Annotated in this window: 21 protein-coding genes; 8 read left to right on the plus strand and 13 right to left on the minus strand. The window is 70.1% G+C overall.

Going from position 1 to position 25,576, the window contains the following annotated elements:
• The first annotated feature begins 3 nt into the window (after window positions 1-3).
• Window positions 4-1,269, plus strand: coding sequence for an MFS transporter (locus ACWGIH_RS08500; protein WP_453444811.1), 1,266 nt, complete (start codon window positions 4-6; stop codon window positions 1,267-1,269).
• 69 nt (window positions 1,270-1,338) lie between these two features.
• Complete coding sequence (locus tag ACWGIH_RS08505; RefSeq protein ID WP_453444813.1) at window positions 1,339-1,791, plus strand: cupin domain-containing protein; 453 nt, start codon at window positions 1,339-1,341, stop codon at window positions 1,789-1,791.
• Window positions 1,792-1,870: 79 nt separating this feature from the next.
• On the opposite strand, the gene ACWGIH_RS08510 is transcribed toward ACWGIH_RS08505, so the two are convergent.
• Together ACWGIH_RS08510 and ACWGIH_RS08515 are read right to left on the minus strand one after the other, a co-directional pair.
• On the minus strand, window positions 1,871-2,341 hold the full coding sequence (locus ACWGIH_RS08510) for a nucleoside deaminase (RefSeq protein WP_453444992.1): 471 nt from the start codon (window positions 2,339-2,341) through the stop codon (window positions 1,871-1,873).
• A 169-nt stretch (window positions 2,342-2,510) separates the two neighbouring features.
• The gene (locus ACWGIH_RS08515; RefSeq protein WP_453444814.1) at window positions 2,511-3,347 is read right to left on the minus strand and encodes an LLM class flavin-dependent oxidoreductase; all 837 of its coding nucleotides are present in this window, start codon (window positions 3,345-3,347) and stop codon (window positions 2,511-2,513) included.
• 130 nt (window positions 3,348-3,477) lie between these two features.
• On the opposite strand from ACWGIH_RS08515, the gene ACWGIH_RS08520 reads away from it, so the two are divergent.
• A complete protein-coding gene (locus ACWGIH_RS08520; protein WP_453444994.1) occupies window positions 3,478-4,149 on the plus strand; it encodes a HEAT repeat domain-containing protein in 672 nt (223 codons plus the stop codon).
• Between the two features lie 3 nt (window positions 4,150-4,152).
• Window positions 4,153-5,157, plus strand: a complete 1,005-nt coding sequence (locus tag ACWGIH_RS08525) for a MerR family transcriptional regulator (RefSeq protein WP_453444815.1) — start codon at window positions 4,153-4,155, stop codon at window positions 5,155-5,157.
• Between the two features lie 58 nt (window positions 5,158-5,215).
• Here ACWGIH_RS08525 and ACWGIH_RS08530 read toward each other — a convergent pair whose 3' ends face one another.
• From ACWGIH_RS08530 to ACWGIH_RS08560, 7 genes are read right to left on the minus strand one after another with little or no spacing between them, the layout of a single operon-like run.
• Window positions 5,216-5,941, minus strand: coding sequence for a thioredoxin domain-containing protein (locus ACWGIH_RS08530; protein WP_453444817.1), 726 nt, complete (start codon window positions 5,939-5,941; stop codon window positions 5,216-5,218).
• Window positions 5,938-7,359, minus strand: coding sequence for a protoporphyrinogen oxidase (gene hemG / locus ACWGIH_RS08535; protein WP_453444819.1), 1,422 nt, complete (start codon window positions 7,357-7,359; stop codon window positions 5,938-5,940). The genes ACWGIH_RS08530 and hemG overlap by 4 nt, the downstream gene beginning before the upstream one ends.
• Complete coding sequence (locus tag ACWGIH_RS08540) at window positions 7,347-8,588, minus strand: TIGR04053 family radical SAM/SPASM domain-containing protein (protein WP_453444821.1); 1,242 nt, start codon at window positions 8,586-8,588, stop codon at window positions 7,347-7,349. The genes hemG and ACWGIH_RS08540 overlap by 13 nt, the downstream gene beginning before the upstream one ends.
• On the minus strand, window positions 8,585-9,313 hold the full coding sequence (narI, locus tag ACWGIH_RS08545) for a respiratory nitrate reductase subunit gamma (RefSeq protein WP_453444996.1): 729 nt from the start codon (window positions 9,311-9,313) through the stop codon (window positions 8,585-8,587). Before narI ends, ACWGIH_RS08540 begins: the two co-directional genes overlap by 4 nt.
• Window positions 9,313-9,948 (minus strand): nitrate reductase molybdenum cofactor assembly chaperone, encoded by a 636-nt coding sequence (narJ, locus tag ACWGIH_RS08550; RefSeq protein WP_453444822.1) that lies wholly within the window; start codon window positions 9,946-9,948, stop codon window positions 9,313-9,315. Before narJ ends, narI begins: the two co-directional genes overlap by 1 nt.
• Window positions 9,945-11,468: a nitrate reductase subunit beta gene (narH, locus tag ACWGIH_RS08555; RefSeq protein ID WP_453444824.1), complete on the minus strand. Its 1,524-nt coding sequence runs from the start codon at window positions 11,466-11,468 to the stop codon at window positions 9,945-9,947. Before narH ends, narJ begins: the two co-directional genes overlap by 4 nt.
• Before the next feature lies 1 nt (window position 11,469).
• The gene (locus ACWGIH_RS08560) at window positions 11,470-15,123 is read right to left on the minus strand and encodes a nitrate reductase subunit alpha (protein WP_453444826.1); all 3,654 of its coding nucleotides are present in this window, start codon (window positions 15,121-15,123) and stop codon (window positions 11,470-11,472) included.
• A gap of 350 nt (window positions 15,124-15,473) precedes the next feature.
• On the opposite strand from ACWGIH_RS08560, the gene ACWGIH_RS08565 reads away from it, so the two are divergent.
• Both ACWGIH_RS08565 and gdhA read left to right on the plus strand, forming a co-directional pair.
• Window positions 15,474-16,232: a YwiC-like family protein gene (locus ACWGIH_RS08565; RefSeq protein ID WP_453444827.1), complete on the plus strand. Its 759-nt coding sequence runs from the start codon at window positions 15,474-15,476 to the stop codon at window positions 16,230-16,232.
• 253 nt (window positions 16,233-16,485) lie between these two features.
• Window positions 16,486-17,844: an NADP-specific glutamate dehydrogenase gene (gene gdhA / locus ACWGIH_RS08570; RefSeq protein ID WP_453444828.1), complete on the plus strand. Its 1,359-nt coding sequence runs from the start codon at window positions 16,486-16,488 to the stop codon at window positions 17,842-17,844.
• Between the two features lie 133 nt (window positions 17,845-17,977).
• Here gdhA and ACWGIH_RS08575 read toward each other — a convergent pair whose 3' ends face one another.
• Entirely contained in the window at window positions 17,978-18,958 is a 981-nt protein-coding gene (locus tag ACWGIH_RS08575; protein WP_453444830.1) for an SDR family NAD(P)-dependent oxidoreductase, read from the minus strand.
• A 300-nt stretch (window positions 18,959-19,258) separates the two neighbouring features.
• Between ACWGIH_RS08575 and ACWGIH_RS08580 the strand changes: the two genes are divergently transcribed.
• Complete coding sequence (locus ACWGIH_RS08580) at window positions 19,259-19,525, plus strand: WhiB family transcriptional regulator (RefSeq protein ID WP_453444832.1); 267 nt, start codon at window positions 19,259-19,261, stop codon at window positions 19,523-19,525.
• 279 nt (window positions 19,526-19,804) lie between these two features.
• On the opposite strand, the gene ACWGIH_RS08585 is transcribed toward ACWGIH_RS08580, so the two are convergent.
• From ACWGIH_RS08585 to ACWGIH_RS08595, 3 genes are all read right to left on the minus strand, one after another.
• Window positions 19,805-20,332 (minus strand): hypothetical protein, encoded by a 528-nt coding sequence (locus ACWGIH_RS08585; RefSeq protein WP_453444833.1) that lies wholly within the window; start codon window positions 20,330-20,332, stop codon window positions 19,805-19,807.
• Window positions 20,333-20,475: 143 nt separating this feature from the next.
• Window positions 20,476-21,528, minus strand: a complete 1,053-nt coding sequence (locus tag ACWGIH_RS08590) for an MASE1 domain-containing protein (RefSeq protein WP_453510247.1) — start codon at window positions 21,526-21,528, stop codon at window positions 20,476-20,478.
• Window positions 21,529-21,709: 181 nt separating this feature from the next.
• Window positions 21,710-22,534 (minus strand): PP2C family protein-serine/threonine phosphatase, encoded by an 825-nt coding sequence (locus ACWGIH_RS08595; protein ID WP_453444835.1) that lies wholly within the window; start codon window positions 22,532-22,534, stop codon window positions 21,710-21,712.
• Between the two features lie 387 nt (window positions 22,535-22,921).
• Between ACWGIH_RS08595 and rph the strand changes: the two genes are divergently transcribed.
• A complete protein-coding gene (gene rph / locus ACWGIH_RS08600; protein ID WP_453444836.1) occupies window positions 22,922-25,561 on the plus strand; it encodes a rifamycin-inactivating phosphotransferase in 2,640 nt (879 codons plus the stop codon).
• Window positions 25,562-25,576 lie beyond the last annotated feature (15 nt).

Consider the following 25,576-nt stretch of genomic DNA (forward strand, 5'->3'; position numbering starts at 1 on the left):
CAGATGTCTGTTCTCTGGCAGCGCGTCCGCGGATGGCCGAGGTCCGTCCCCGGCGGGCCGGTCGGCCTACGACTGTCCGTGATGGCGATGATCGACGCCGTCGGCACCGGCGCCTTCCTGGCCGTCTCCGTGCCGTTCATCACCCGGTCCGTCGGTCTATCGGTGGGTGAACTCAGCCTTGGCCTGACCCTGTCCGCCGCGATCGCCCTGGGCACGGCGGTACCGATCGGCATCCTGGCCGACCGGATCGGCCCGAAGAAGGTACTGGTCGGGGTGAGCCTGTGGCGCTGTGCGTGCTTCGTGCTCTACCCGTTCGTCCAGAACCTGTGGCAGTTCCTGGCAGTGGTGTGCCTGCTCGGCCTGGCCGACAAGGCGGCGGCCCCGATGGAACAGGCCCTGGTCGGGCAGGTGACGGTGCCCGACGACCGGGTCAGGGTGGTCGCCGTCCTCCGGTCCCTGCGCAACGTCGGCTTCACCGTCGGCGCCCTGCTCGGCGGTGTCGGCCTGTTGCTCGACACCCGGGCCGGCTACGGAGCGATCCTGCTCCTCAACGCCGTGTCTTTCGCCGTACTCGCCCACCTGGCCCACCGGTTGCCGCTGCTCGGCACGCCCACGAAGAGCCTGCGGCGCCGTTTCTCGGTCGACGCGCTGCGGGACAAACCGTTCCTGTCGTTCACCGGGATCAACGCCGTGCTCACCATGCACATGACCCTGCTGAGCATCGGCATCCCCCTGTGGATCGTCGAACACACCGAGGTCCCCGCCGCGGTGATCTCGCCCCTGGTGGCGGTCAACACCGTGCTGGCCGTGACGCTGCAGGTACGAGCCAGCCGGGGCACCGAGACCATCGCCGGTTCGGCACGGGCACTGGTGCGGGCCGGCCTGGCCCTCGCGGCTTGCTGCCTGCTGCTCGTCGCGGCACCGAAGCCGCCCGTCGTCCTGGCCGTCGGGGTGCTGCTGCTCGCCATGGTCGCGCTGACCGCGGGCGAGTTGTTCCAGTCCGCCGGGGGCTGGGGCGGCTCGTATCTGCTCGCGGCGCCCGGCCAGGAGGGCGTCTACCTGTCGGTCTTCTGGCTCGGCGTGGCCGTCCAGCAGATCGCGGCACCACTTCTGATCGGCCTGATCATCACCACCGGCACCACCGGGTGGGTCGTCCTGGCCGCGCTGTTCGCCGTCTGTGGCCTCGCGGCGCCGGTCATCGGCCGATGGGCGCAGGCCCAGGCGAACCACCCGCCGCGACAGGACCCGGCCCTGGCCGATGCCACGTGATCACCCCGCGCACCCATCCGGTGTGCGGCCCAACCACTCGTCACCTCGACACCATCCCTGGAGGGAAAGATGTCTGTTCCGCTGTACGTCCCCGCTGGTGAAGGCGAATACGTCGACATCCGGGACACGAAGAGGACGTATCTGAAGCTCATCACTCCCGACTCCGACGGCGAGTTCGGCTTCTTCGAGCATCACATGGCTCCGGAGGCCAAGGGCGCGTCCCCGCACATCCACAAGCGGTCCACCGAGATGTTCTACGTGGTCAAGGGCGAGATCGAGTTCACCATCGGCGACCGCAAGGTGGTCGGTGAACCCGGCGCGTTCGCCTACGTCCCCAAGGGTGAGCCGCACGGCTTCACGAACCGGGGCACCGAGGACGCCACCCTGCTGATCATGTTCTACCCGATCTACGACCGCGAGGACTACTTCCGTGGCCTCGGCCGCCTGACGGCCGACGGGCGCAACCCCAGTATGGACGAACTGCGCGAACACATGGCGAAGTACGACCAGTTCATGGTCTGACGCCGCGTGCCGAGACGCCACCCGCCGGGGCCCGGCAGCACGCGACGCTGCCGGGCCTCGGGGCTCACTACCCCGTCTCTCAGCCGTCCGCGTTCTTTCCCGTACGGAAGCGCCACTGCAACTCACGCACCTGGTCGGACAGTTCGGGCACGGGGCCGGCCACCTCCAGGCCGGGTACGACGTCCTGGACGGTCAGCGGACTCAGGGGCGAGGTGAGGGGCACGCCCCACTCTGCCTTCCACTCCCGGGCCTGCCGGGACGAGCTCGCGTACACGATGCGGCCGAGGCCGACCCAGCCGTGCGCGGCCGCGCACATCGGGCAGTGCTCTCCCGAGGTGTAGACGGTCGCCGTGGCCCGTTCCTCGGGGGTCAGGTGGACCGCGGCCCACCGGGCGAGCGCGATCTCGGGGTGCGCCGTCGGGTCGTTGGTCGTGGACTCGCGGTTGCGGTCCTCGGCCCTGATCCTGCCGTCCGCGTCGACGAGCACGGACCCGAACGGCCAGTCACCGGCGTCGAGCGCCTCCGCCGCCAGTTCGATGCACCGACGCAGATAGGGGAGATCAGCCGGGGTGACGGTGGCCGCGCGAGCGGCGTCGGTCCCGGAAAGGTCGTCGTCATGAGGTGGCACTGCTGCTCCGTCTCTGTATCCGTCGGTATCCGGCGGCATGCGTCGGTCTTCTGCGTCCGCCCTCTCGACGGAGGTGCCGGAGGGATGTCTGCTACGTCCGGTGTGCGGCCACGGTGGCCAGCGCCTGCCAGGCTGCCTCGGGCCGCAGGGTCTCGTCCGGATCACCGAGGTACGGGTCGAGCAGAATGCTGTCGGCGCCGGCCAGGCGCAGCTCCTCGACGTCCTCGAGGAACTGCTCGAGGGTGCCTTCCCCCGCGCGGCGATCCGGGTGGTCGACCGGTCGCTCCCTGAGGTCGAGCCGAATCCGCGGCGCCAGACCCGGTACGGGCCGACCGAGCTGGGCGGCCATCCCCCTCAGCCGGGGCAGCGCCTCCCTGAACCAGGGCATCGTGAACCCCAGCGGGTGCCAGGGAGCCCCGAAACGCACGGCCCGGCGCATGCCCGCGTCGCTGTTTCCGCCGATCCAGATCGGAATCTGCCCGCATCCATAGTCGGCGTCGTTCTCCCATGCGGCGCGCAGCGTGCGCAGATGCTCGTCGGTCAGCGCGCCACGCCGTTCGAAGGGCACACCGAGGGCCTCGAACTCTCCCCGGGCCCAGCCGACGCCGACACCCAACACCAGGCGGCCACCGCTGAGTTGATGCAGGTTGGCAGCCATGCGGGCGACCAGCAGGGGATGCCGGTAGGGAGTGATGAGGACGGTCGTGCCCAGCTTGATCCCGCGCGTGATCCCGGCCATCCAGGCAAGCGTGGTGAACGGCTCGTAGAAAGGCGCGGGATACTGCTCCGCCACGTCCGGCGTGATCGCCACGTGATCGGACATCATCAGCAGATCGAAGCCGAGGCCCTCCACGGTCTGGGCCCAACGAGCCAGGTGATCGGGATTCGCCCCGGGCCCGAAGTTGGGGACGTTCACACCAATCCGCATGAGTCTCAGCCTAGCAACGAGCGCCGTCCAATGTGCCTGCTGTGGCAGCCGGTTGGGCCACGCTCACGTGCTTCTGTTTGACCTTGACACGGTGGCAAGGTCTTCAGTGATCGGCGAGGAGGTGATCTCGTTGACGGTCACGGGACAGGACACGGAGGCGCTACGAGCGCTGCGAGGGCTGGAGGACGGGCGTTCGTCGGTGCGGCTGCGAGCCGCACTGGCGGTCGGCACGGCGCCGGACCCGCGCTTCGTCGACAAGCTCGTCGAGCGGTCCGCGATCGAGCCCGAATTCTTCGTGCGGGACATGCTGACCTGGGCGCTCACCCGCCATCCGGTCTCCCTGACGCTCCCCGGGCTGCTCCGCGAGCTCCGCTCGGAGCGGGCACAGGCCCGAAGCCAGGCGCTGCACACGCTGTCGAAGGTCGGGGATCGGCGGGCGTGGCCGGCGATCACGGGGGCGTTGCTGTCCGACTCCGACGAGGAGGTCGCACGCAGCGCCTGGCGAGCCGCGGTCATCCTCGTACCGGAAGGCGAGGAGTCCGTGCTGGCCGCGGCCCTCGCGACGCAGCTCGGGCGCGGTGAGCGGGAGACGCAGCTGAGCCTCAGCCGGGCCCTGATCGCCCTGGGGGAAGCGAGCAAGCCGGCACTGCATGCCGCGGCAACGGCCGCAGACCCCCGCACGCGTACGCACGCCCTCGCCACCACACGGCTGCTGCGTGACCCGGACACGGGTTTCGAGTTCGCGGTCGAGGAGGCGAAGCGCGTGGTGGCCCTCGGCGGGGTCGGCCCGGAGGGACAATGAGGCGTGTTGATCGGTGAGGTGGCGCGACGGTCCGGGGTCAGTGCCCGCATGCTGCGGCATTACGAGTCGCTCGGCCTGGTGCGGCCTTCCGGCCGTACCGGCTCCGGCTATCGGGAGTACTCCGGTCAGGACATCCGGCGGATCTTCCATGTCGAGAGTCTGCGGTCGCTGGGACTCTCGCTGCGGGAGATCGGCCGCGCTCTCGACGAACCCGGCTTCACACCCGCGGCGCTCGTCGGAGACCTCGTTCTGCAGACACGCGAACGCATCGCGGCCGAAACCGAGCTGCTCACCCGGCTGCGCCGGATCGATGCCGCGGACCCCTCCGACTGGGAGGACGTCCTCCAGGTCGTCGCGCTGCTTCAGGCACTGGGCTCGAAGAGCGCAAGCGCGCGCCAGCGTGCTGCCCTCTCCTCGGACGACGAGGTTCCGGTGCCGGTGGAGGCCCTGGTCGAGGCGGCCCTGAGCGAGACGGAGCCGAACGTGGCCGGGGCCCTTCGGTGGGCTCTGGCGCGATCCGGCGAGGAGGGTGTGGCGCTGCTGGCCGAAGGCCTTGGCTCCTCGGCGGCAGCGGTACGGGAGCGCGCCGTGCAGTCTCTCGCCGAGATGCCCGGCGAAGAGGCCCGCGCAGCGCTGCGCCGGGCTCTTGCGAGCCCTGACGACGTGGTCCGTGGTCATGCGGCTCTGGCGCTCGGGGCACAGGGGGTGGCCGATGCGGTCCCGACGCTCATCGACATGATCGTGCAAGGAAGGAACGACACCGACGCGGCCGATGCGCTGAGCGTGCTGGCGAGCGACTCCACGAAGGCGGATCAGATCGCGACCAGGCTCGTCGACCGCCTCGCCGATGCCTGCACTGGCGCGCCCGCACGCGGCCGGTTGACCCAGGCGATGGCAGGCATCCCGGGCACGACGACAGCACGCGCCCTCGTCGAGCTCTCCCACGACGGGGACCGTGCCGTGGCGGTGACCGCGGCCTACCTTCTCCAGCTGCGCGAGGGGCGGTGACGGATCGCCCGGTACCAGCGACGTCGGCAGCTCCGGGAAGCGGCCGGTGGCAGACGTCCTAGGATCCGTCGATCGCGGCATTCACCTGGCGAGTGAAGTCCTTCGGGCTGACGGCGGTGCCGTGCTCGTCGATGACGGTGAGCTTCTTGTCGTCGGCCTGCACGGTCGGCGTGCCGGTGACATCGCTCTCGTAGAAGGCGTCGGCGACCTTGTCCGCCCAGGCCGCGTACGTCTTCTCCTTGACGGCCTTGTTGAATGACGGCGTGCGCAACCCGGGTACCTTGCCCGCGAGTTCGAGCAGTCTCGCGGTGCTCCCGAACGCGTCGTCGCCCTCGTGCGCGGGCTGATGGGCGAAGAGCACATCGTGGAAGGACCTGAACTTCGCCGGGCTCTCGTTCAGGGCTGCTCCGAGTGCGGCGATCGACGTCCTCGAGCCCTGGCCGCCCAGACTCTTGTCGAGAAAGGCGGCCAGATGGAACTCGACCCTGACCTTGCCGGTATCCACCATCTCGTTGAGCGTCGGGCCCAGCTTGCGCTCGAATTCCGCGCAGTACGGGCAGCGCAGGTCCTCGTACACCTTGACGGTGGTCCTGGCCTCGCTGTCGCCAAAAGCGATCAATGTGCCGTTCCAGCCCTGCGAGTTGGCGGGAATCGCCAGTCGCCGGCCCGCCTCCTCGGCCGAGCTGCTGCCGGTACCGGTTCCGGTGGCGATGCCGAGCCCGGCCGCGAAGGCCACGACGATGGCCGCGCAGCCTCCGATCAGGGCGCGCCTGCGCCTGCTCATCGGACCGTCTCCTGACGTGTGAACGGCTCGGTCCCGGGCGCCACGCGGCGCGCCGCGCCCAGCCCGCTGCTGATGCAGGACGCGACTCCTACGCCCTCGTACGTCGCTCCGCACACGTCGAGGCCCGGCAGCGCGGCGATTTCGTCCCTGACGAGGTCCACACGTGCCCCATGGCCGACGTGGTACTGGGGCAGGCCGCGCTCCCAGCGGGTGACGCGGCTCGTCAGCGGCTCGCCCAGGGGGCCCAGCGCCTGCGTCAGGTCCGACAGGGCGGCCTGTGTCAGCGCCCTGTCCGGGAGGCCGAGGGGTGATACGGCCCCGGCGCGTCCCAGTGACGCGCGGACGATGATGACGTCGGGGGTGTCCTGCGCGTACCAGGGCCATTTCTCGGACAGGAAGGTGGCGCCCTTGACGGCGCGCCCGTCGACGGGCGGCACGAGGAATCCGTTGCGGCCCGCGACGGCCTCCCGGGCCGCGCCGTCCGCGGGGAAGGCGAAGGTGACCACCGCGGAGCTCGCGTGTTCGACCTCCGTGAGTGCTTCGGCGGCGCGCGGGGCGTGCGCGCCGAGGAGCCGTGCGGCGGAGTCGGAGGGTACGGCGAGGATCACCGCGTCCGAGTCGAGGGCGAGCGGCCCGTCGTCGGTGTCGGCGTGGACGCGCCATCCCTCGCCCCGGTCCGGCTGCGGGCGCAGGGAGCGGGCTGTCGTGCCGGTCAGGACCGTCGCCCCGGATGTTTCCGCGATCGCCTGCGCCAGGCGTCCCATGCCGCCGCGGACGCCGCGTACCGGCGCGGTCCGTGGAGTACCCGAGCGGGCGGCCTCGCGGCGCCGCAGAGCCGTCATCAGTGGTTCGCCGGTCCGGGTGATGCCGGTGAGGAAGGGCAGCGCCGAGGTGAGGGACAGGCGAAAGACGTCGCCGCCGTAGACGCCGCCGAGCACCGGCGCCACGAGCCGCTCCACCGCCTCCCGGCCGATCAGGGGCTCCAGATAGTCGCCGACGGTCACGTCCGTGGTCGGCGGGAGCGGCTCGAGGTCATCGCCGAGGTGCAGGCGATGCAGGCCCTGTTCGGACAACAGGCCGGTCCCTGCGAGGTGTTCGGGTCTCGACGGGACTCCCATCAGGTGTCCTGGCGGCATGGGCCGCAGTGCGTCGCGCGTCCATACCGTGACCGGTGCGGCGGCGGGTTCGCACAGTGAGTCGCCCAGGCCGACGGCCTCCGCGAGCCGCACGGCATCGGGCCCCATCGTCACCATGGACTCCGCGCCCAGGTCCACCGGAACCCCGGTGACGCGACCGGTACGCATCTTGCCGCCCACCCTGGGCGCGCTGTCGAGCACGGTGACGCGTGCGGTGTCGCGCAGGGCCCACGCCGCGGAGAGGCCACTGACGCCCGCGCCGATGACGGTTACCGATCGCATGAGGATCCACTTCGGGAGGAGGCCGGCGCGAGGACGGCTCGCAGCTCGGCCTGGTGGGGGAAGGAGCCCGGCTGGTAGGCGCAGTAGGGGTCCTCGGCGAACATGTCACCGGTGACCGCGTGGGCCCGGGACCTCGAACCGCCGCAGATCTGACGGAACTCGCAGTGCGCGCACTTGCCGCCCAGCCGACCGGGATCGCGCAGGGAGACGAACAGGTCGGACGTACGGTAGATGTCCGGCAGCGATCCGTTTCTGACGTTGCCCGCGGACACGGGCAGGAATCCGCTCGGGTGTACCTCACCGGTGTGCGAGACGAAGACGAAGCCGCGCGCCGACGACACGTCCATCGGCGGCCGACGCCGTCTGCGAGGCTGCCCCTCGAAGAGACCCAACTCGTCTGCTCGGCGGGTGAGTTCGCGGTGCAGTGGGCCGACCTGCGGACGGGTGCCGCGTTCGGCGTGGATGGCTCGCTGTACCGCCACACGCCGGAAATGGTGCCCCTCCGTGGTCTTGGTGGCGATCACCGCGCCGCAGTCGTAGAGGAAGTGCATCGCGTCCTCCACCTCCTGCGGTGTCAGACCGTCCAAGCGTGTTCCCCGGCCGGTGGGCACCAGGAGGAAACCGGACCAGAGCATCGCTCCTTCGTGGCGCACCAGCGCGGCGATGTCGGCGAGGTCACTCAGACTGTGCCGGGTGAGGGTCGTGTTGATCTGTACCTTGAGGCCGAGTTCACGCGCCGTGCGCCAGCCGTCCAGGGTCCACTCGAAGACGCCGTCGGCCCCGCGGAAGGTGTCGTGCCGCTCAGCCGTCGATCCGTCCACGGACAGCGAAAGGGCCACCGCGCCCGCGTCGCGTACCGCCGTCAGGTTGGCGCGGTTCAGCGTGGGCGTCCCGGAGGGAGACACGGCGATACGCAGGCCCAGCGAGGTTCCGTACCCGATCAGGTCGGTGAGGTCGCGGCGCTGGAAGGGGTCGCCGCCGGTGATCACGAACAGAGGTGACGGCCGCCCGAACTCCGCGGTCTGTCGCATCAGCTCCCGGGCCTCGGACCCGCTCAACTCGCCGGGGTCTCGTGCGGGTTGCGCCGTGGCACGGCAGTGCAGGCAGGCGAGCGGGCAGGCTCTGGTGGATTCCCAGATGACGATGAACGGGCGTTCCCCGACGGCATGGCGCGGGCTGCGTACGGCCCGGTCGCCCCGCACCGAACTCGCCGAACTCACGGAACTCATTGCACACGCTCCCAGCCGCGCCTCGGTGCGCGCTGCGCGGGCTGCTGATGCGGGTCCCGGCGCCGGTAGACGACGAATGGCCGGAAGAGGTACCGCACCGGGGCGCTGAACATGTGGACCAGGCGGGAGTACGGAATGAGGGTGATGAGTGCGAAGCCGAAGAGGATGTGCAGCTTGAAGGCCAGGGGCGTGCCTGCCATCAGCGCGTAGTCCGGCTGGAGCGTGAACAGCGAGCGGAACCAGATCGAGATGCCCTCGCGGTAGTTGTAATCCCCGCTCATTCCGGCGGAGTTGAGGAGCGTCGCGGCGAGGCCCAGGAGCATCGCGCCGATCAGCACGGTGTACATGAGGTGGTCGCTGCGCAGCGTCGCCCGGCGCACACCCGGCACGGTGCGGCGGCGGTACACCAGGATGCCGATCCCGGTGACCGCGGCGACGCCCGCGAGAGCGCCGGTCGACACCGCGACGAGGTGGTAGAGGTGGTCGTCCACGCCGACCGCGTCCGTCCAGCCCTGCGGGATCAGCAGCCCCACCACGTGGCCGATCACCACGAACGCCATGCCGAAGTGGAACAGCGGGGAGCCGATGCGCAGCAGCCGTGACTCGTGCAGTTGGGAGGAGTGGGTCGTCAGGCCGAAGCGGTCGTGGCGCGAGCGCCACACCAGGCCCGACACGAGCAGGACGAGGACGACGTAGGGCAGGACGCCCCACAGCAGCAGGTCCATCACGCCGGGGTCCTTTCGGGCAGGTTCGGCCAGGGCAGTTCGATGCCGGGGCCGAGCGGTTCGAGGCCGACGCTCTCGCGCGGCGGTCCCTGCCGGGCCAGCGCCTTGGCCTCCTCGCGGGTGGCGGGCGAGGGACCGGGGAGTGTGGCGCAGACGGCCTGCAGGAGATGCGCGTAGGGGGTGCCGTGCTCGGTGAGGGCGAGCCGCAGGAGTTCGAGTCCGGCGCGGTACTCCTGGAGCAGTTCGGTGCCCGCGGCCGGCTTCAGCGCCGCGAACTCCAGCATCACGGGCAGGTAGTCGGGAAGTTCCTCGCCGTCGAACGCCAGTCCGTGCGCGCGGTAGACGCCCTTCACGCGGACGAGGGACAGGCCGCGATTGCGGGTGTCACCGTCGGTCCACCAGGTCAGGTAGGGGCAGCGGCGGTTGCGGGTGTCGAAGACGGAGGCGTGGTGTGCGGCCAGGTCGAGGGGGCGCACCTCGTCCACGTGGGCCAGGAAGGCAGCGAGGTGGCCGTGCGGACCGCCGTCGAGGGCGTCGGACACCTCACGCAGGAGGGGGAGCTGTTGATACATGCGCTCGTCGGGGTGGACCAGCAGGCGTGCTGCCACGAGCCGCACGGTGGCGTCCGGTGTCATGCGGGCCTCCGCAGGGTCGGCAGGTTGAGCAGCACCGGTTCGCTCGGGGCCGAGCCCACCGGGCATGCGGCATCCAGCAGCGGGTGGGATGCGGCCAGCGCGTCGGCGTCCTCGCGTGCCGCGCCGGGGATGACATAGCGGTCCTCGTACTTGGCGATGGCCAGCAGCCGGAACATGTCCTCGAGCTCCTGTCCGGTGAGCCGCACGGACGCGGCGATCGCCGGGTCCGGCTCCTCGCCGAGGTTGCGGCCCCGCATGTGGGCCCGCATGGCGGCCATGCGGCGCAGCACGGCCTCCACGGGGTAGGTGTCGCCCGCGGTGAGCAGTTCGGCCAGGTACTCGACGGGGATCCGCATGCTGTCGATGGCACCGAACAGATTGCCCGCGTCCTCGCCGTCGTGGCCGCTCGCGGCCACCGCCTCCACCACCGGGGACAGCGGTGGGACGTACCAGACCATCGGCATGGTGCGGTACTCCGGACGCAGCGGGAGCGCCACCTGGTAGGTGCGGATCAGGTCGAACACCGGGGAGCGGCGTGCCGCGTCCATCCACTCGTCGCTGATGCCGCTCGCCCGCGCCGCCTCGATCACCGCCGGATCGCGCGGATCGAGGAAGCACTCCAACTGGGCGGGATACAGGTCGTGTTCGTCTTCTACGGCCGCCGCTTCGGTCACCTTGTCGGCGTCGTAGAGCATCACGCCGAGGTAGCGCATGCGCCCGACGCAGGTCTCGGAGCAGATGGTCGGCATGCCGATCTCGACGCGCGGGAAGCAGAACGTGCACTTCTCCGCCTTGCCGGTGGCGTGGTTGAAGTAGACCTTCTTGTACGGGCAGGAGCTGACGCACATCCGCCAGCCCCGGCAGTCGTGCTGGTCCACGAGCACGATGCCGTCCTCGGCGCGCTTGTACATGGCGCCCGAGGGGCACGCCGACACGCAGGCCGGGTTGAGGCAGTGCTCGCAGACCCGCGGCAGGTAGAACATGAAGCTCTGCTCGAACTCGAAGCGGATGCGTGCGCCGACCTCGTCCCTGATGCGCTCGACGATCGGGTCCTTGGAGCCGTGCTCGGGGGCACCACCGAGGTTGTCGTCCCAGTTCGGCCCCCACTGGATCGTGTCGATCGGCTCGCCGGTGGTCTGCGAGTAAGGGCGCGCGACCGGCATGTCGTCGCCCGCGGGGGCCTCGGTGAGGTTCTTGTACTCGTAGGTCCACGGCTCGTAGTAGTCGTCGACGGTCGGCAGGTCGGGGTTGGCGAAGATCATGCCGAGCCGTTTCGCCCGGCCGCCGGCCCGCAGGCGAAGGCGGCCCGAGCGGGTGCGCTCCCAGCCGCCCTTCCAGCGGTCCTGGTCCTGCCAGCGGCGCGGGTAGCCCTGGCCCGGGAGGGTCTCGACGTTGTTGAACCACACGTACTCGGTGCCGCGCCGATTGGTCCACGCCTGCTTGCAGGTGACGGAACAGGTGTGGCAGCCGATGCACTTGTCGAGGTTCATCACCATCGCCACTTGTGCCATGACACGCATGTCAGTACTCCACCTTCTGCGACCTGCGGCGGATGACCGTCACCTCGTCACGTTGGTTGCCCGTGGGGCCCAGGTAATTGAAGGCCCACGTCAACTGGGCGTAGCCGCCCACGAGATGAGTGGGCTTGAGCATGATCCGGGTGAGCGAGTTGTGGATGCCGCCGCGCTTTCCGCTCTTCTGCGTCCTGGGTACGCCGACCGTGCGTTCCTGGGCGTGGTTCATGTAGACGGTGCCGGGCGGCATCTTGTGCGAGACGATCGCCCGCGCGGTGACGACGCCGTTGCGGTTGACGGCCTCCACCCACTCGTTGTCGCGTACGCCGATGGCGTCCGCATCCTGCGGCGACATCCACACGGTCTGGCCGCCGCGGCCGAGCGTCATCATGTACAGGTTGTCCTGGTACTGGGAGTGGATGGCCCACTTGTTGTGCGGGGTGAGGAACCGCACGGCCACCTCGCGTTCGTCGCCGAGGGTGCCGAGCTCCGGCTCCCCGTAGAGCCGGTGCATGTTCAGCGGCGGCTTGTAGACGGGCAGCGCCTCGCCGACCTCGTGCATCCAGTCGTGGTCGATGAAGAAGTGCTGACGCCCCGTCAAGGTGTGCCAGGGCTTGAGGTGTTCGGTGTTGACGGTGAAGGCGGTGTAGCGTCGGCCGCCGGACTCGCTGCCCGACCACTCCGGTGAGGTGATCACCGGTACGGGTGCCGCCTGGGTATCGGCGAAGGTGACGCGCTTGCCCTCGTGCTCGGCGGCCAGGTGTGCCATCTTCTGGCCCGTACTGGCCTCCAGGGTGTGAAAGCCCTGGGTGGCGAGCCTTCCGTTGGAGGTGCCGGAGAGGCTGAGGATCGCTTCGCAGGCCCGCTGCGCGGTGTCCAGGCGTGGCCGTCCGTCGGCCACTCCCCCACGCACCCTGCCGTTCTTCTCCCGCAGGTAGGCGACTTCTTCGCCCACCTCGAAGGTGACCGCCTTGGTCGTCACTCCGAGGGTGTCGACGAGCGGGCCGAGCGCGGCGAACTTCTCGCCGATCGCGCCGTAGTCGCGCTCCACGACGCTCAGGTTGTACATGGTGCGGCCGGGTACCGGCTCGCACTCCCCCTTCGACCAGTCCAGGGCGACGCCGCCCGGCTGGGCCATCTCGCCGCCAGGCGTGTCGTGCTGGAGCGCCGTGGCCACCAGGTCCTTGCGTACGCCGAGGTGCTCGCCCGCCAGGTCGCTGAAGCGACGGGCCAGGGCGAGGAAGATGTCGTAGTCGGAGCGGGCCTGCCAGGGCGGGTCGATCGCCGGGGTGAAGGCGTGCAGGAAGGGGTGCATGTCCGTCGACGAGAGGTCGTGCTTCTCGTACCAGGTCGCCGCGGGCAGAACCACGTCGGACAGGAGCGTCGTCGACGTCATGCGGAAGTCGAGCGAGAGCAGCAGGTCGAGCTTGCCCTCGACGTCGTCCTCGCGACAGGTCACGTCGCGCGGGGTGCAGCGCGGCCCGTCGTCGGGCAGGTTGGAGTGCGTGCCCAGGAGGTGCTTGAGGAAGTACTCGTTGCCCTTGGAACTGGAGCCGAGCAGATTGGCCCGCCATACGGTCATCACGCGCGGCCAGTTCTCCGGCGCGTCGGGGTCCTCGGCGGCGAACTTCAGCTTCCCGTCCTTGAGTTGCCCGACCGTGTGGGCGACGGGGTCGTCGGCCTCGCCCAGATCCAGCGAGTTGCGATCGAACGTCGGATATGAGGGCATCCACCCCATGCGGGCTGATGCGGCGAGGCAGTCCGCGCCGGTCATGCCGCTGAAGCGGCCGTCACCGAGGGGTGACGCCAGCGCCTCGGCCGGCAGGGTGTCGTAGCGCCACTGGTCGGTGTGCAGGTAGAACCAGCCCGCGCCGATCATCTGGCGGGGCGGCCGCGACCAGTCCGACGCGGCGGCGAGGGTGGCCCACCCGGTGACCGGCCGGCACTTCTCCTGGCCGACGTAGTGTCCCCAGCCGCCGCCGTTGCGGCCCTGGCAGCCGGTCAGGGTGAGCAGGGCCAGGAACGCGCGGTAGATGGTCTCGGAGTGGAACCAGTGGTTGGTCCCGGCCCCCATCAGGATCATGCAGCGGCCCCGCGACCGCTCGGCGGTGTCGGCGAACTCCCGCGCCACACGGACCGCCTGGGCGGCCGGAACCGACGTCAAAGTCTCCTGCCAACCCGGCGTGCCCGGCGTGTCCGCGTCCTCGTACGACGTCGGCCACCGGCCGGGCAGCCCCGGGCGCTCGACCGCGTACTGCGCGAGCATCAGGTCGAACACGGTCGTCACGAGCCGCCCGCCGACGCGCCGCACGGGAACCCCGCGGCGCTCGGTCCCGGGGGCGCCCTCCTCGAACCGGGGCAGGGTCACCTCGGCGCTTGCGCAGCCGCTCGCGTACAGGCTCAGCCGGGGTACGACATCGCCGAGGTCGAGGTTCCACTCGGGCTTCTCGCCACTGCCCCAGCGATGTCCGAGGGTCCCGTTGGGCACGGTCGGCTCACCCGTGGCGTCATCGAGCAGGACCGGCTTCCACGCGGCGTTCTCGACGTCCTGGCCCAGATCGGCGGCGTTGAGGAACTTGTGCGGGACGAGCCCGGAGTCCGTCTCCTTCAGGGTGATCAGGAAGGGCAGATCGGTGAACTTGCCTATGTAGTCGGTGAAGAACGGCGTCTGCCGGTCGACGAAGAACTCCTTGAGGATGACGTGCCCCATCGCCAGGGCGAGCGCGCCGTCCGTGCCGGGGTGCGGGTGCATCCATTCGTCGGCGAACTTCGTGTTGTCCGCGTAGTCCGGCGAGACGGCCACGACCTTCTGGCCCCGGTACCGGGCCTCGGTCATCCAGTGCGCGTCAGGAGTCCTGGTGACCGGGACGTTCGAGCCCCACATCATCAGATACGCGGCGTCCCACCAGTCGCCCGATTCGGGTACGTCGGTCTGGTCGCCGAACACCTGCGGCGAGGCGACCGGCAAATCGGCGTACCAGTCGTAGAACGACAGCATGGGGGCGCCGATCAGTGAGTGGAACCGTGCGCCTGCGGCGTGCGATGCCATCGACATGGCGGGAATCGGCGAGAACCCGGCGACGCGGTCGGGTCCGTGTGCCTTGATGGTGTGCACGTGCGCGGCCGCGACGATCTCCAGCGCCTCGTCCCAAGTGGCCCGCACCAGGCCGCCCTTGCCGCGCGCCCGCTGGTACGTGCGCCGTCGCTCGGGGTCGCCCTGGATGTCCGCCCAGGCCAGTACCGGGTCCTTCAGGCGCGACTTGGCCTCCCGGTACATCTCGACCAGGGCTCCGCGGACGTACGGGTAGCGCACCCTGGTCGGCGAGTAGGTGTACCAGGAGAAGGAGGCGCCGCGCGGGCAGCCGCGCGGTTCGTACTCCGGCCGGTCGGGGCCCACGCTCGGGTAGTCCGTCGCCTGCGTCTCCCACGTGATGATGCCGTCCTTGACGTACACCTTCCACCGGCAGGAACCGGTGCAGTTCACGCCGTGCGTCGAGTGCACGACCTTGTCGTGGCTCCACCGGTCCCGGTAGAACGACTCCGCGTCCCGGCCTCCGGTGCGGGTGACCGTCCGCAGGTCGTCGGAGACGGAATCCCGGCTGAAGAAACGGCCGGCCCTGATCAGGAGGTCGGCGGGGTCGCCGCCCTGTTTCTGCTGCACCCGGACTCCTCATGGACATCGACGGATCGGGCGCGCCGCGGCGCCCGATGTGGCGCGAGCACCGGTACGAAGATCGGTACGCGTTGACACTATGTGGGCGCCCTGCGGTGATTTCACGGCATTGGTCCCCTCACGGCAGGACCAAGGCCCGTACTTGTCGAGGCCGCCGGGGGCCGCGGGTGCGGACGGCGGACGACGCGTCACGAAAGCCCGGTTCGCGGGACGTTCGCCCGGCCGGAACGGGACCAACGGCCGCAACCACGCGGCAGGTCCGCTGACAGGCTGGGACCGTCCGGGGAGTCGAGCAGACCGAAACAGCCCAGAGGTTCAAGGGCCGCGAAGGGGTTGTCATGGCATCACGTGCCGTCCGGCGCTGGCTGCCCCATCAGCACGGAGCCTGGGCCATGCTCGTCGTCCCGTTCCTCACCGGCACGCTCCTCGGTGGCCCCACCCCCTGGCATGCCGTCCTGCTCGCGGCTTGGCTGCTGGGATACCTGGCCTCGTTCCACGTCCAGCAGTGGCTGCGGCTGCGCCGGCACTCCCGCAACCCCCGCGCCGCCCGGCGTCACGCGCTCCCGGCCCGGGTCTTCTGCCTCACCCTGCTGCCTCTCGCGGTGGCGCTGGTCGTCCACGCGCCGTGGCTGCCGGCCGCCGGGGCGTGCGCGGTGCCGTTCCTCGCCGTCAATTGCGCGTACGCGTGGCGCAACCGCGAGCGGGCCCTGCCGAACGGGATCGCCGCCGTGATCCCCGCCTGCGGAATGCTGCCGGTCGCGCTCCTCATGGGCGGCGGCGACCTCGGCCACGCCTGGCGCCCGACGCTCGCCTGCCTGCTCTACTTCGCGGGCACCGTGCTCTACGTCAAGACGATGATCCGGGAGCGGGGCAGTGCACGGTACCGACGGGCGTCCGCCGTCTGGCACGCCGGCGCGGTGGTGGTGATGTTCGTCATGCCCATGCCTGTGGTGCTCGTGGTCTTCTTCGGAGTCTGTCTCTTCCGGGCGGTGTGGATGCCGACGCGCGGCATCGTACGGGCGCCGGTGATCGGAGCCGTGGAAGTGGTGCTTTCGCTGGTCCTGCTCGGAGCGCTCGTCGCGGCGTTCGGCGGTTGACGCTCGCCGGTCACTCCACGCGTGCGCGCGGGGTGCCTGGCACGTGCGGGTGGCGGACGATGCTTGATCTCGCATTGTGGTCGCACCCTGGACCCGGATGCTGGTCAGTGTGTTTACATGCGCGTAATACATGAGTGTCACGCGCACGGCAACGGCGCCGAGCGCCCCGACCGGGCTGTACGGGAGTGCGCCGCCAGTGCGCCGCGCCCCCCGTTCCGGATTCCCGGTGTCAGCCGTGCCAGAAAGGGCTCCCTTGACCACGCGATCCGAGACGAAGACCACGCTCGCGCAGCTGCTCGGCGAGATCGAGCACCGCAACCCGGCCCAGCCGGAGTTCATCCAGGCCGTACACGAGGTCCTGGAGACGCTGGCGCCGGTCATCGCAGCCCGCCCCGAGTACGCAGAGCCCGGCCTGATCGAGCGGCTGTGCGAGCCGGAGCGGCAGGTCCTCTTCCGGGTGCCGTGGCAGGACGACCGGGGCCGCGTCCACGTCAACCGCGGATTCCGGGTGGAGTTCAACAGCGCGCTCGGCCCGTACAAGGGCGGTCTGCGCTTCCACCCGTCGGTGAACCTCGGCGTCATCAAGTTCCTGGGCTTCGAGCAGATCTTCAAGAACGCGCTGACCGGTCTCGGCATCGGCGGCGGCAAGGGCGGCAGCGACTTCCAGCCGCACGGCCGCAGCGACGCGGAGGTCATGCGCTTCTGCCAGGCGTTCATGACGGAGCTGTACCGGCACATCGGCGAGCACACGGACGTGCCCGCGGGTGACATCGGCGTCGGCGGCCGGGAGATCGGCTATCTGTTCGGCCAGTACCGGCGCATCACCAACCGCTGGGAGGCCGGCGTCCTGACCGGCAAGGGCCAGGGCTGGGGCGGCTCGCTGATCCGTCCGGAGGCCACCGGCTACGGCAACGTCCTCTTCGCGGCGGCCATGCTGCGCGAGCGCGGCGAGGACCTGGAGGGCCGCACCGCGGTCGTCTCCGGCTCCGGCAACGTCGCCATCTACACCATCGAGAAACTGGCCGCCCTCGGCGCCAACGCCGTGACCTGCTCGGATTCATCCGGATACGTGGTCGACGAGAAGGGCATCGACCTCGACCTCCTCAAGCAGGTCAAGGAGATCGAGCGCGGCCGGGTCGACACCTACGCCGAACGCCGGGGCGCCTCGGCCCGCTTCGTCCCCGGCGGGCGGGTCTGGGAGGTCCCGGGCGACATCGCGCTGCCGTCCGCCACGCAGAACGAGCTGGAGGCCGACGACGCGGCTGCCCTGATCCGCAACGGCGTGAAGGTGGTCTCGGAGGGCGCCAACATGCCGACGACACCCGACGCGGTACGCCTGTTCCAGCAGGCCGGTGTCGCCTTCGGGCCGGGCAAGGCCGCCAACGCGGGCGGCGTCGCGGTCAGCGCCCTGGAGATGGCCCAGAACCACGCCCGTACGTCGTGGTCAGCGGCACGGGTCGAGGAAGAGCTGACGCACATCATGAACGACATCCACACCACCTGCCACGAGACCGCCGAGCGCTACGACGCCCCCGGCAACTACGTGACGGGCGCCAACATCGCGGGCTTCGAGCGGGTCGCGGACGCGATGCTGGCCCAGGGCGTCATCTGAACCGCGGCCCCGAAGCCGACGAGGAGCAGGACGCACTCCCCATGGGGTGGGGCGGCCTGCCCTCGTCTGCTCGTCGCAGCGGACCGGGGTGGCGTCCGAAGCGGCCCGGGGTGCTGCCCGGGCCGTCGGCGGGTCAGCTCTCCCGCTCGTTGTAGGCGTCGGCGGCACGTTCGTTCAGGGCGCTTCCCCAGGTCTGGAAGCGGCCGCCGACCGCTCCCTTCGGCGGCTCGACCTCGGCGCCGCGACGCAGGCGCGGGCGTCCGGAGGGGGCCTGCGGCAGCAGACGCGCCACCACACTGTTCAGGCGTGTCGTCGCGGCGGGCGCCAGGCCGTGGGCCAGGTCGGCCGCACGGGCCAGGGGCGTCAGGACCAGCCGCGTACGGCGCCGGACGACGGCCTTGACGATGCGTTCGGCGGCGCGTTGCGCGTTCATCGAGACCAGCGGCGCACCCGCCACCGAGGAGAACCAGCCGAACTCCCTGCTGCGTGCGCCGCCGAACTCGGCCTGCAGATGCGACCCGGTCCGCATCAGGCCCGGATACACCGCGGTGACACTGACTCCGCTCGCGGCGGCTTCCGCGTGCAGCCCCTCGGCGAGAACACCCGCGGCGGCCTTGGCACCCGCGTAGGGCAGAAGATGCGGCACCCCCATCAGCCCGCCCACCGAGGAGATGACGGCAAGCCGCCCTCCCCGCTCGCTCTCCCGGAGATACGGAAGCGCCTCGAGGCAGGTGTGCACCGCTCCCATGTACATGGTGTCCATGGCGTCCCTGAACTCCTTGGCGCCGATGGCTTCCAGCGGTGCCACCTGGATGACGCCGGCGTTGGCGATGACGATGTCCGGTCCGCCACAGGTGTCATGGGCGGCCCGGAACATGGCGTGCACCGCCTCCTGGTCCCGCACGTCGCAGACCGAGGTGTGCACGGCGACATCGGGCCGGCGCTGGAGCAGCTTCTTCTGGGCGACCGCGAGTTCACCGGCGTCACGGGCGGCGAGGATCACCGTGCAGCCGCGGGCGGCCAGTTGGTCGGCCATCAGCAGTCCGAGCCCCCGCGACCCTCCGGTGACGAGCGCGGTCTGCCCGGCCAGGGATTCTTCCGTGGTCTGTGCCATGAGCGTGTGGTGCTCCCTTCCTCAGCTGGCGCGACACCGCGGCAGCGGTACCACGGCGGTCCGGACCGCACACTCGTGACGTGAGCGGCGTCTTGGTCGTCGCCGGGTTCCCCGGTCAGGACGCTTCGATTCCCGTGGCGCCGGGATCGTCCTTCTGGCGTGCGGGCCGGCGTGCGGGGCGTTACCCGTGTGCCCGCTGTTTCGCCCGGTGTGCCCAGGGAACTCGGGCTGGAGTTGAACGTGGACACGGCACAACCAATCTGGCGGCGCGGTCCTGATCCGGCGCCGCAAGGAGGCGTCATGGAGCTGTGGTGGCGGCAAGCCGCCTGCGTGGACGAAGACCCCGAGATGTTCTTCCCGGTCGGGACGTCGGGCCCCGCCGAGGAGGACCTGCTCGCCGCGAAGCGGGTGTGTCATCGCTGTCCGGTCCTGGACCGGTGCCGGAACTGGGCACTGGAGACGGGGCAGCCCTCGGGTGTGTGGGGCGGAATGGGAGAGGACGAGCGGTCGAGGCGGCGACGCAGGACGACAAGGGCCGCGGCCCGCAAGACCCCGGCCAGAACCTGACCCGCGGTCGGCGATGGCGGCAGCTCAAGGCACCGTCGCCCGGGCCCCTGCCGGTCAAGCCCTCGGCCCTGCGGTGCACCTTCTCCGACCGACCTCGTCCTTGTCCTTGTCAGCCACGACGGCCTCTCCTTCCGGGGAGCCCCTCTCACGGTTCTGCTGCGGAGCCCTGGGCCTTCAACCTAGGCGGGTCACGTGAACGTCGCCTGCTCAGCGGCGGCACCCGGCCGAGAGGCACCCCGCCGACACCCCCCACCACTCCCCGATCCAGGCCGACTGGTGCTACAGGTTGTGCACCGCGACGCGGGCGGTCGCGACGAAGGCCAGGAGGGACTGCCAGAAAGGGTCGTAGTACTGGTCGAACGATGCGAGGGCGTCGGGGTTGTCCGTGATCGCCTCGTCGAGTGCGCGATAAGGGGGCCTGGTCGCGAGCCTGAGTGTTTCCGCGGCCTCGGCGACGTCGTCCGGCCCTTCAAGGCTGATCACCCAAATGCAGTGGCGGAGTCGGCCATATCCCTCCCGAAGGCCGACCCGTATCTCCTTCAGCGCGGGCACCTGCTCGGCGCGGGTACCGCCGGCCGCGTGGATGTCGGACACCGCCCAGTACAACTCGGCCATCTTGTGCGCCTGTTCGATGAGGCGCACATAAGCGGCCCTTCGAACCTCACTCATGTGTACGGAGCGCTGTATCCGCTCAGCGGTGGCCGCCTGGATCTGCGCGGCCCTGGCGGTCCCTCTGCTGGTGACCCAGCTGGCCATGACTGCGGTGCCGGCGGTCAACGTGGAAATCCAGAGGGCAGAGTCGACCATGCCGGAGATCATCCCAGGCGCCGACGTACCGACCTAGATCGAAACCGGCCCCTGCCGACGCAGTCGTTCCTCCTCGCCCGCGACCACTGCCACGACGGTCGCGGCAGCCGAGCCGACGACGATGCCGTGGCTCAGCGGGCCGCCTACGCGTCCGTGTCCCGGTGGCTGGGGCTGTCTGTCGTCGATGTCGTTCCGTCGTCGGGATGGAGCGCGGCGACGTGGCGGGGGGACAACTCGGGTGGGGTCTCCCCCGCGGCCAGGTGCTCCAGGACCTCCGCGAGTTCCCCGCACGCACTCCTCACCGACCGTCGGGTGGCGCGTTGTTCCGCGACCATGGCGGACAACAAGAGCGCCGTCAGCGCGGTAGCGCCGTTGAACGCCTGGAGTTTGGTCATGACCTCGACGGCGGTCAGGCCCTGGAAGGCGCCCTGCTGCTCGTTGGCCTCGAAGGTCGTCAGGACGGACGCGAACAACGCGCACAGCATGCTCCCGGCCAGCTGGAAGCGCAACGCCACCCAGATGAGCAGCGGGAAGACGAGGAAGAGCAGACTCAGGTTGCCGAGCACTGCCAGGGGCACGACGATCACGGCCGCGAGGCCCAGGCACAGCATCTCCTTCCAGCGCCTCAGCCGCAGCGGCCCAGCGGCGCCCACCAGCACGAGCAGGAGCGGCGTGACGAGCAGGACACCCATCGCGTCGCCCACCCACCAGGCCAGCCACACCGACCAGAACTCCCCCGTTTCCAGCCCACCGGTCAGCACCTGAAGCCCGACCCCCGCGGTGGCACTGATCAGCATGGCGCCGAGCCCACCGAGGAAGACCAGGGCCAGGCCGTCACGCAGCCGCGAGATTCCGACCCGGAAACCGACCCGGCGCAGCATCAGGTAGGCGGAGAGCGGGCCGACGGTGTTGCCCGCCACGGTGACGAGCGTGGTGAGCTGAGGGGTGGTGAGGGACGCGATCACGAGGAAGGAACCCACGGCGATGCCGGGCCAGATCGACACGCCGTAGACGAGCAGTGCGGCGACGGCGACGCCGGTCGGCGGCCAAATGGGTGTGACGATCACTCCCTCGACGGTGAGCCGGCCGAGCAGGCCCAGGCGCCCTGCCACGTAGTAGCAGGCGGCCACGGCCAGTGTCTTGAGGACTACCTCCAGGGACAGCCGGAACCGCCGGAACCGCCGAGTCACCAACACAGGGCCATCAGACACCGAGTGGCCCACTTCGGCCATGTGAGGGCCCCTGTCCGGGTCCCGCCGCGCCGCGCCGCGTCGCGTCGCGTTCCGTGCCATGTCGTGTTCCTTGTCGTGCGCCCCTCCCGTCGCTTCGCGGCGCGGCGAGTAAACCGTCACCCTCGGCGATCCGACACCAGCACCGCTACAACGCCCCACCGTCATGGCCCACGACAAGCACGGCGGCGTCGTCCTCATGCCCCACCGTGTCCGCCAACCGCATCACACCGCCCACGAGAGCGTCGATGCCGAGACCGGCAGCGGTAGTGATCTCGGCGAGCCGCATCACCCGCCGCAGGCCCTCGTCAAGGCTCAATGACGGCCCTTCCACCACTCCGTCGGTCAGCAGCACGACGACACCGTCCGTGCTGAGCCGGTGGCACACCACGGGGTACTCGGCGCCTTCGAGCACGCCGAGCGGCGGCCCGCACTCTCCTTCGTCGACGCCGGACCGGCCGTCGGCCGTGGCCCAGATGTGGGGGATGTGGCCGGCCCGAGCGCACTCCAGGACGCCGGTGGCCGGATCGAGCCGCAGAAAGGTACAGGTGGCGAAGAGGTCCGCGCCCAGGGAGACCAGGAGGTCGTTGGTACGTGTGAGCAGCTCGCCCGGGTCGCCCGTGACGGAGGCCAGCGCGCGCAGTCCCACACGGACCTGCCCCATGAACGCGGCGGCCTGGATGTTGTGCCCCTGCACGTCTCCGATGGACAGCCCGATACGGCCGTCGGGCATGGTGAAGGCGTCGTACCAGTCTCCCCCGACGTTGAGCCCGTGGTTGGCGGGCATGTAGCCGACGGCCAGCCGGACACCCGGAGGCTCCGGAAGGTCGTGCGGGAGCATGCCGCGCTGCAGGGCCACCGCCAGCTCGACGCGGGAGCGCTGCATCTCCGCGAGCTCCCGGGCCCGGGCAGTCAGGGCCCCGAGCCTGGCAAGCAGCTCGTCGCCGTCGTCGGCCGCCTGCGTACGGAACATCGATCGCCCCGGTTCCGCGAGAGCACCTCGCGTCGGTTCAGCTGTCTTCCGCCTCGTGCACCACTGGCACAACCTCGCCATCAACTTTGCCCGGAGATGACGGCGCACGCACCCCGTCAGGCCTCCACCGGCGGCCCGAGCCGGTCGTGGGTACGGCAAAAAAAGACAAAGGCAAGGAGAGACCTCTCCTTGCCACTCTCAACATATAGCCCAGTGGGGGGCTTGCCACAAGGCCCCGGCCACGGCGCAGAATCATCCGCCGACGCCACCACCTGCGGAGATGAGGGCACGACGTGCGTGTGCTGTTGTCGACCGCGCGGCGGCGTGGTGACGTCGAACCGGTGCCATCCCAGTACAACGCAGCGCGGCTGCCCCGGAGGTAACGCAGTGACTGAGCAGTACGTGTTGGATCTGCAGGAGGTCGACGAGACGCAGGTCGCGGTCGTCGGCGGCAAGGGTGCTCAGCTGGGCGGACTGTCACGCATCGAAGGCATCCGAGTGCCGCGTGGCTTCTGCGTGACGACGGACGCCTTCCGGCAGGTCATGGCGGAAGTACCGTCGCTCGACGAGCGGCTCGACCAACTGGCGGGCGGGAACCCCGACGACCGCGAAGAGATTCGTACGCTCAGCGCGCAGATCCGTCGGGCCATCGAGGAGACTCCCCTCCCGGCCGGACTCACGGCGGCGATCACCCAGGCGGTCACCCGTCTCGGCGAGCAGGCCGCCTACGCCGTCCGGTCCAGCGCGACGGCGGAGGACCTGCCCACGGCCTCCTTCGCCGGCCAGCAGGACACGTATCTGAACGTCGTGGGTCCGGCGGCGATCCTCCGGCACATCAGCCGGTGCTGGGCCTCGCTGTTCACCGAGCGAGCCGTCACCTACCGCCGCCGCAACGGCATCGACCACCGCACGGTCCAGATGGCCGTGGTCGTGCAGCGGATGGTCTTCCCCCGTGCGGCCGGGATCCTGTTCACGGCCGACCCGGTGACGGGCGACCGGAAGGTCGCCACGGTCGACGCGGGCTTCGGACTCGGCGAAGCCCTGGTCTCCGGCCTGGTGAACCCCGACACCTTCAAGGTGCGCCACGGCGAAGTCGTGGCAAGGACGATCGCCGCCAAGCAACGTGCCGTGCAGGCCCTGCCCACCGGCGGCACGCAAGAGGTGCCGGTCGACGCACGGCGGCAGGAACAGCCGGCACTGACGGACGGCCAAGCCGTGGAACTCGTGCGGCTCGGGCGGCGGATCGAAGCGCATTTCGGCCGCCCCCAGGACATCGAATGGTGTCTGGCCGATGACAGTGATGGTGATGGTGACGACGAGGGCTTCCAGATCGTTCAGAGCCGGCCGATCACCACCCTCTTTCCCCTCCCGGAGGCCGACGACCAGGACAATCACGTCTACGTCTCCGTCGGCCACCAGCAGATGATGACCGACGCCATGAAGCCCCTCGGGTACTCCATGTGGCAGCTGACGGCCATGGCGCCGATGCTCGAGGCAGGCGGCAGGCTGTTCGTCGACGTCACCCGGCGCCTGGCTTCGCCCGCGAGCCGCGCCATGCTCCTGGACCTCATGGGCAAGGGCGATCCGCTGGTCAGGGACGCTCTGGAGACCGTCATCGACCGCGAGGACTTCGTCCCGTCACTTGCGGAGACGGTCCCCGGCGGGCCGCCGCGGAGCGCTGCGCCCGCCGCCCCGATCGCGACCGACCCGTCCATCGTCGCCGAGCTGATCGAACGCAGCGAGGCGTCCGTTGCCGCCCTGCGGCGCGACATCCGGACGAAGACCGGACCGGCTCTGTTCGACTTCCTCCTGGAGGCCTTCGAGGAACACAAGCGAGTCCTCGGTGACCCCGTGAGCATGCAGGCGATCATGGCGGGGATGGAGGCCACGTGGTGGCTCAACGACAAGCTGCAGGAGTGGCTGGGCGAGAAGAACGCGGCCGACACCCTCACGCTGTCCGCCCCCGACAACATCACCTCGGAGATGGGACTGGCACTGCTCGACGTCGCGGACGTGATTCGCCCGCACCCGAAGGTGGTCGCTTTCCTGCAGGGTGCCCAGGAGGAGGGCTTCCCGAACGAGGGCTTCCTGGACGAGCTGCCGGAGCTCGCGGGCGGAACCGAGGCCCGCGACGCCATCCAGGCCTACCTCGACCGGTACGGCATGCGCTGCGTCGGCGAGATCGACATCACCAGGCCACGTTGGAGCGAACGCCCCACCACGCTCGTGCCCGTGATCCTCGACAACGTCAGGAACTTCGAACCGGGAGCCGCAGAGCGGCGCTTCGAGCAAGGGCGGCAGAGGGCGCAGCAGAAGGAACAGGAAGTGCTCTCACGCTTGCGGGCCCTGCCGGACGGGGCCCGGAAGGCCGACGAGGCCAAGGGGATGATCGACCGGGTCAGAACCTTCATCGGGTACCGGGAGTACCCCAAGTACGGCATCATCTGCCGCTACTTCGTCTACAAGACTGCCCTTCTCGACGAGGCGGAACGCCTCGTGCGGGCAGGCGTGCTTCCCGAGCGGGAGGACATCTTCTACCTCACGTTCCAGGAACTCCGCGAGGTCGTGCGCTCGAACGAGCTGGATGACCAGCTCATCCTGCAGCGCAAAGACGCGTTCCGGTCGTACCGGACCCTCACCCCGCCCCGGGTGCTCACGTCGGACGGCGAAGCCCTCACCGGGGCCTACCGGCGCGACGACGTGCCGGCCGGCGCCCTGATCGGCCTGCCCGTTTCCGCAGGGTCCGTCGAGGGACGGGCCCGCGTCATCCTCGACATGTCGCAGGCCGATCTCGACGCGGGGGACATCCTGGTGACGTCCTTCACGGACCCCAGTTGGTCCCCGTTGTTCGTCGGCATCGGGGGCCTGGTGACGGAGGTCGGCGGCCTGATGACCCATGGCGCGGTGATCGCCCGTGAGTACGGGTTGCCGGCTGTCGTGGGCGTGGAGCAGGCCACCCGCCTGATCCGTGACGGTCAGCGTATCCGCGTCCACGGGGCCGAGGGGTACGTCGAGATCCTGCCTTGACCGGGCCCACCGGAC

The sequence above is a fragment of the Streptomyces sp. NPDC054872 genome (assembly GCF_053610705.1).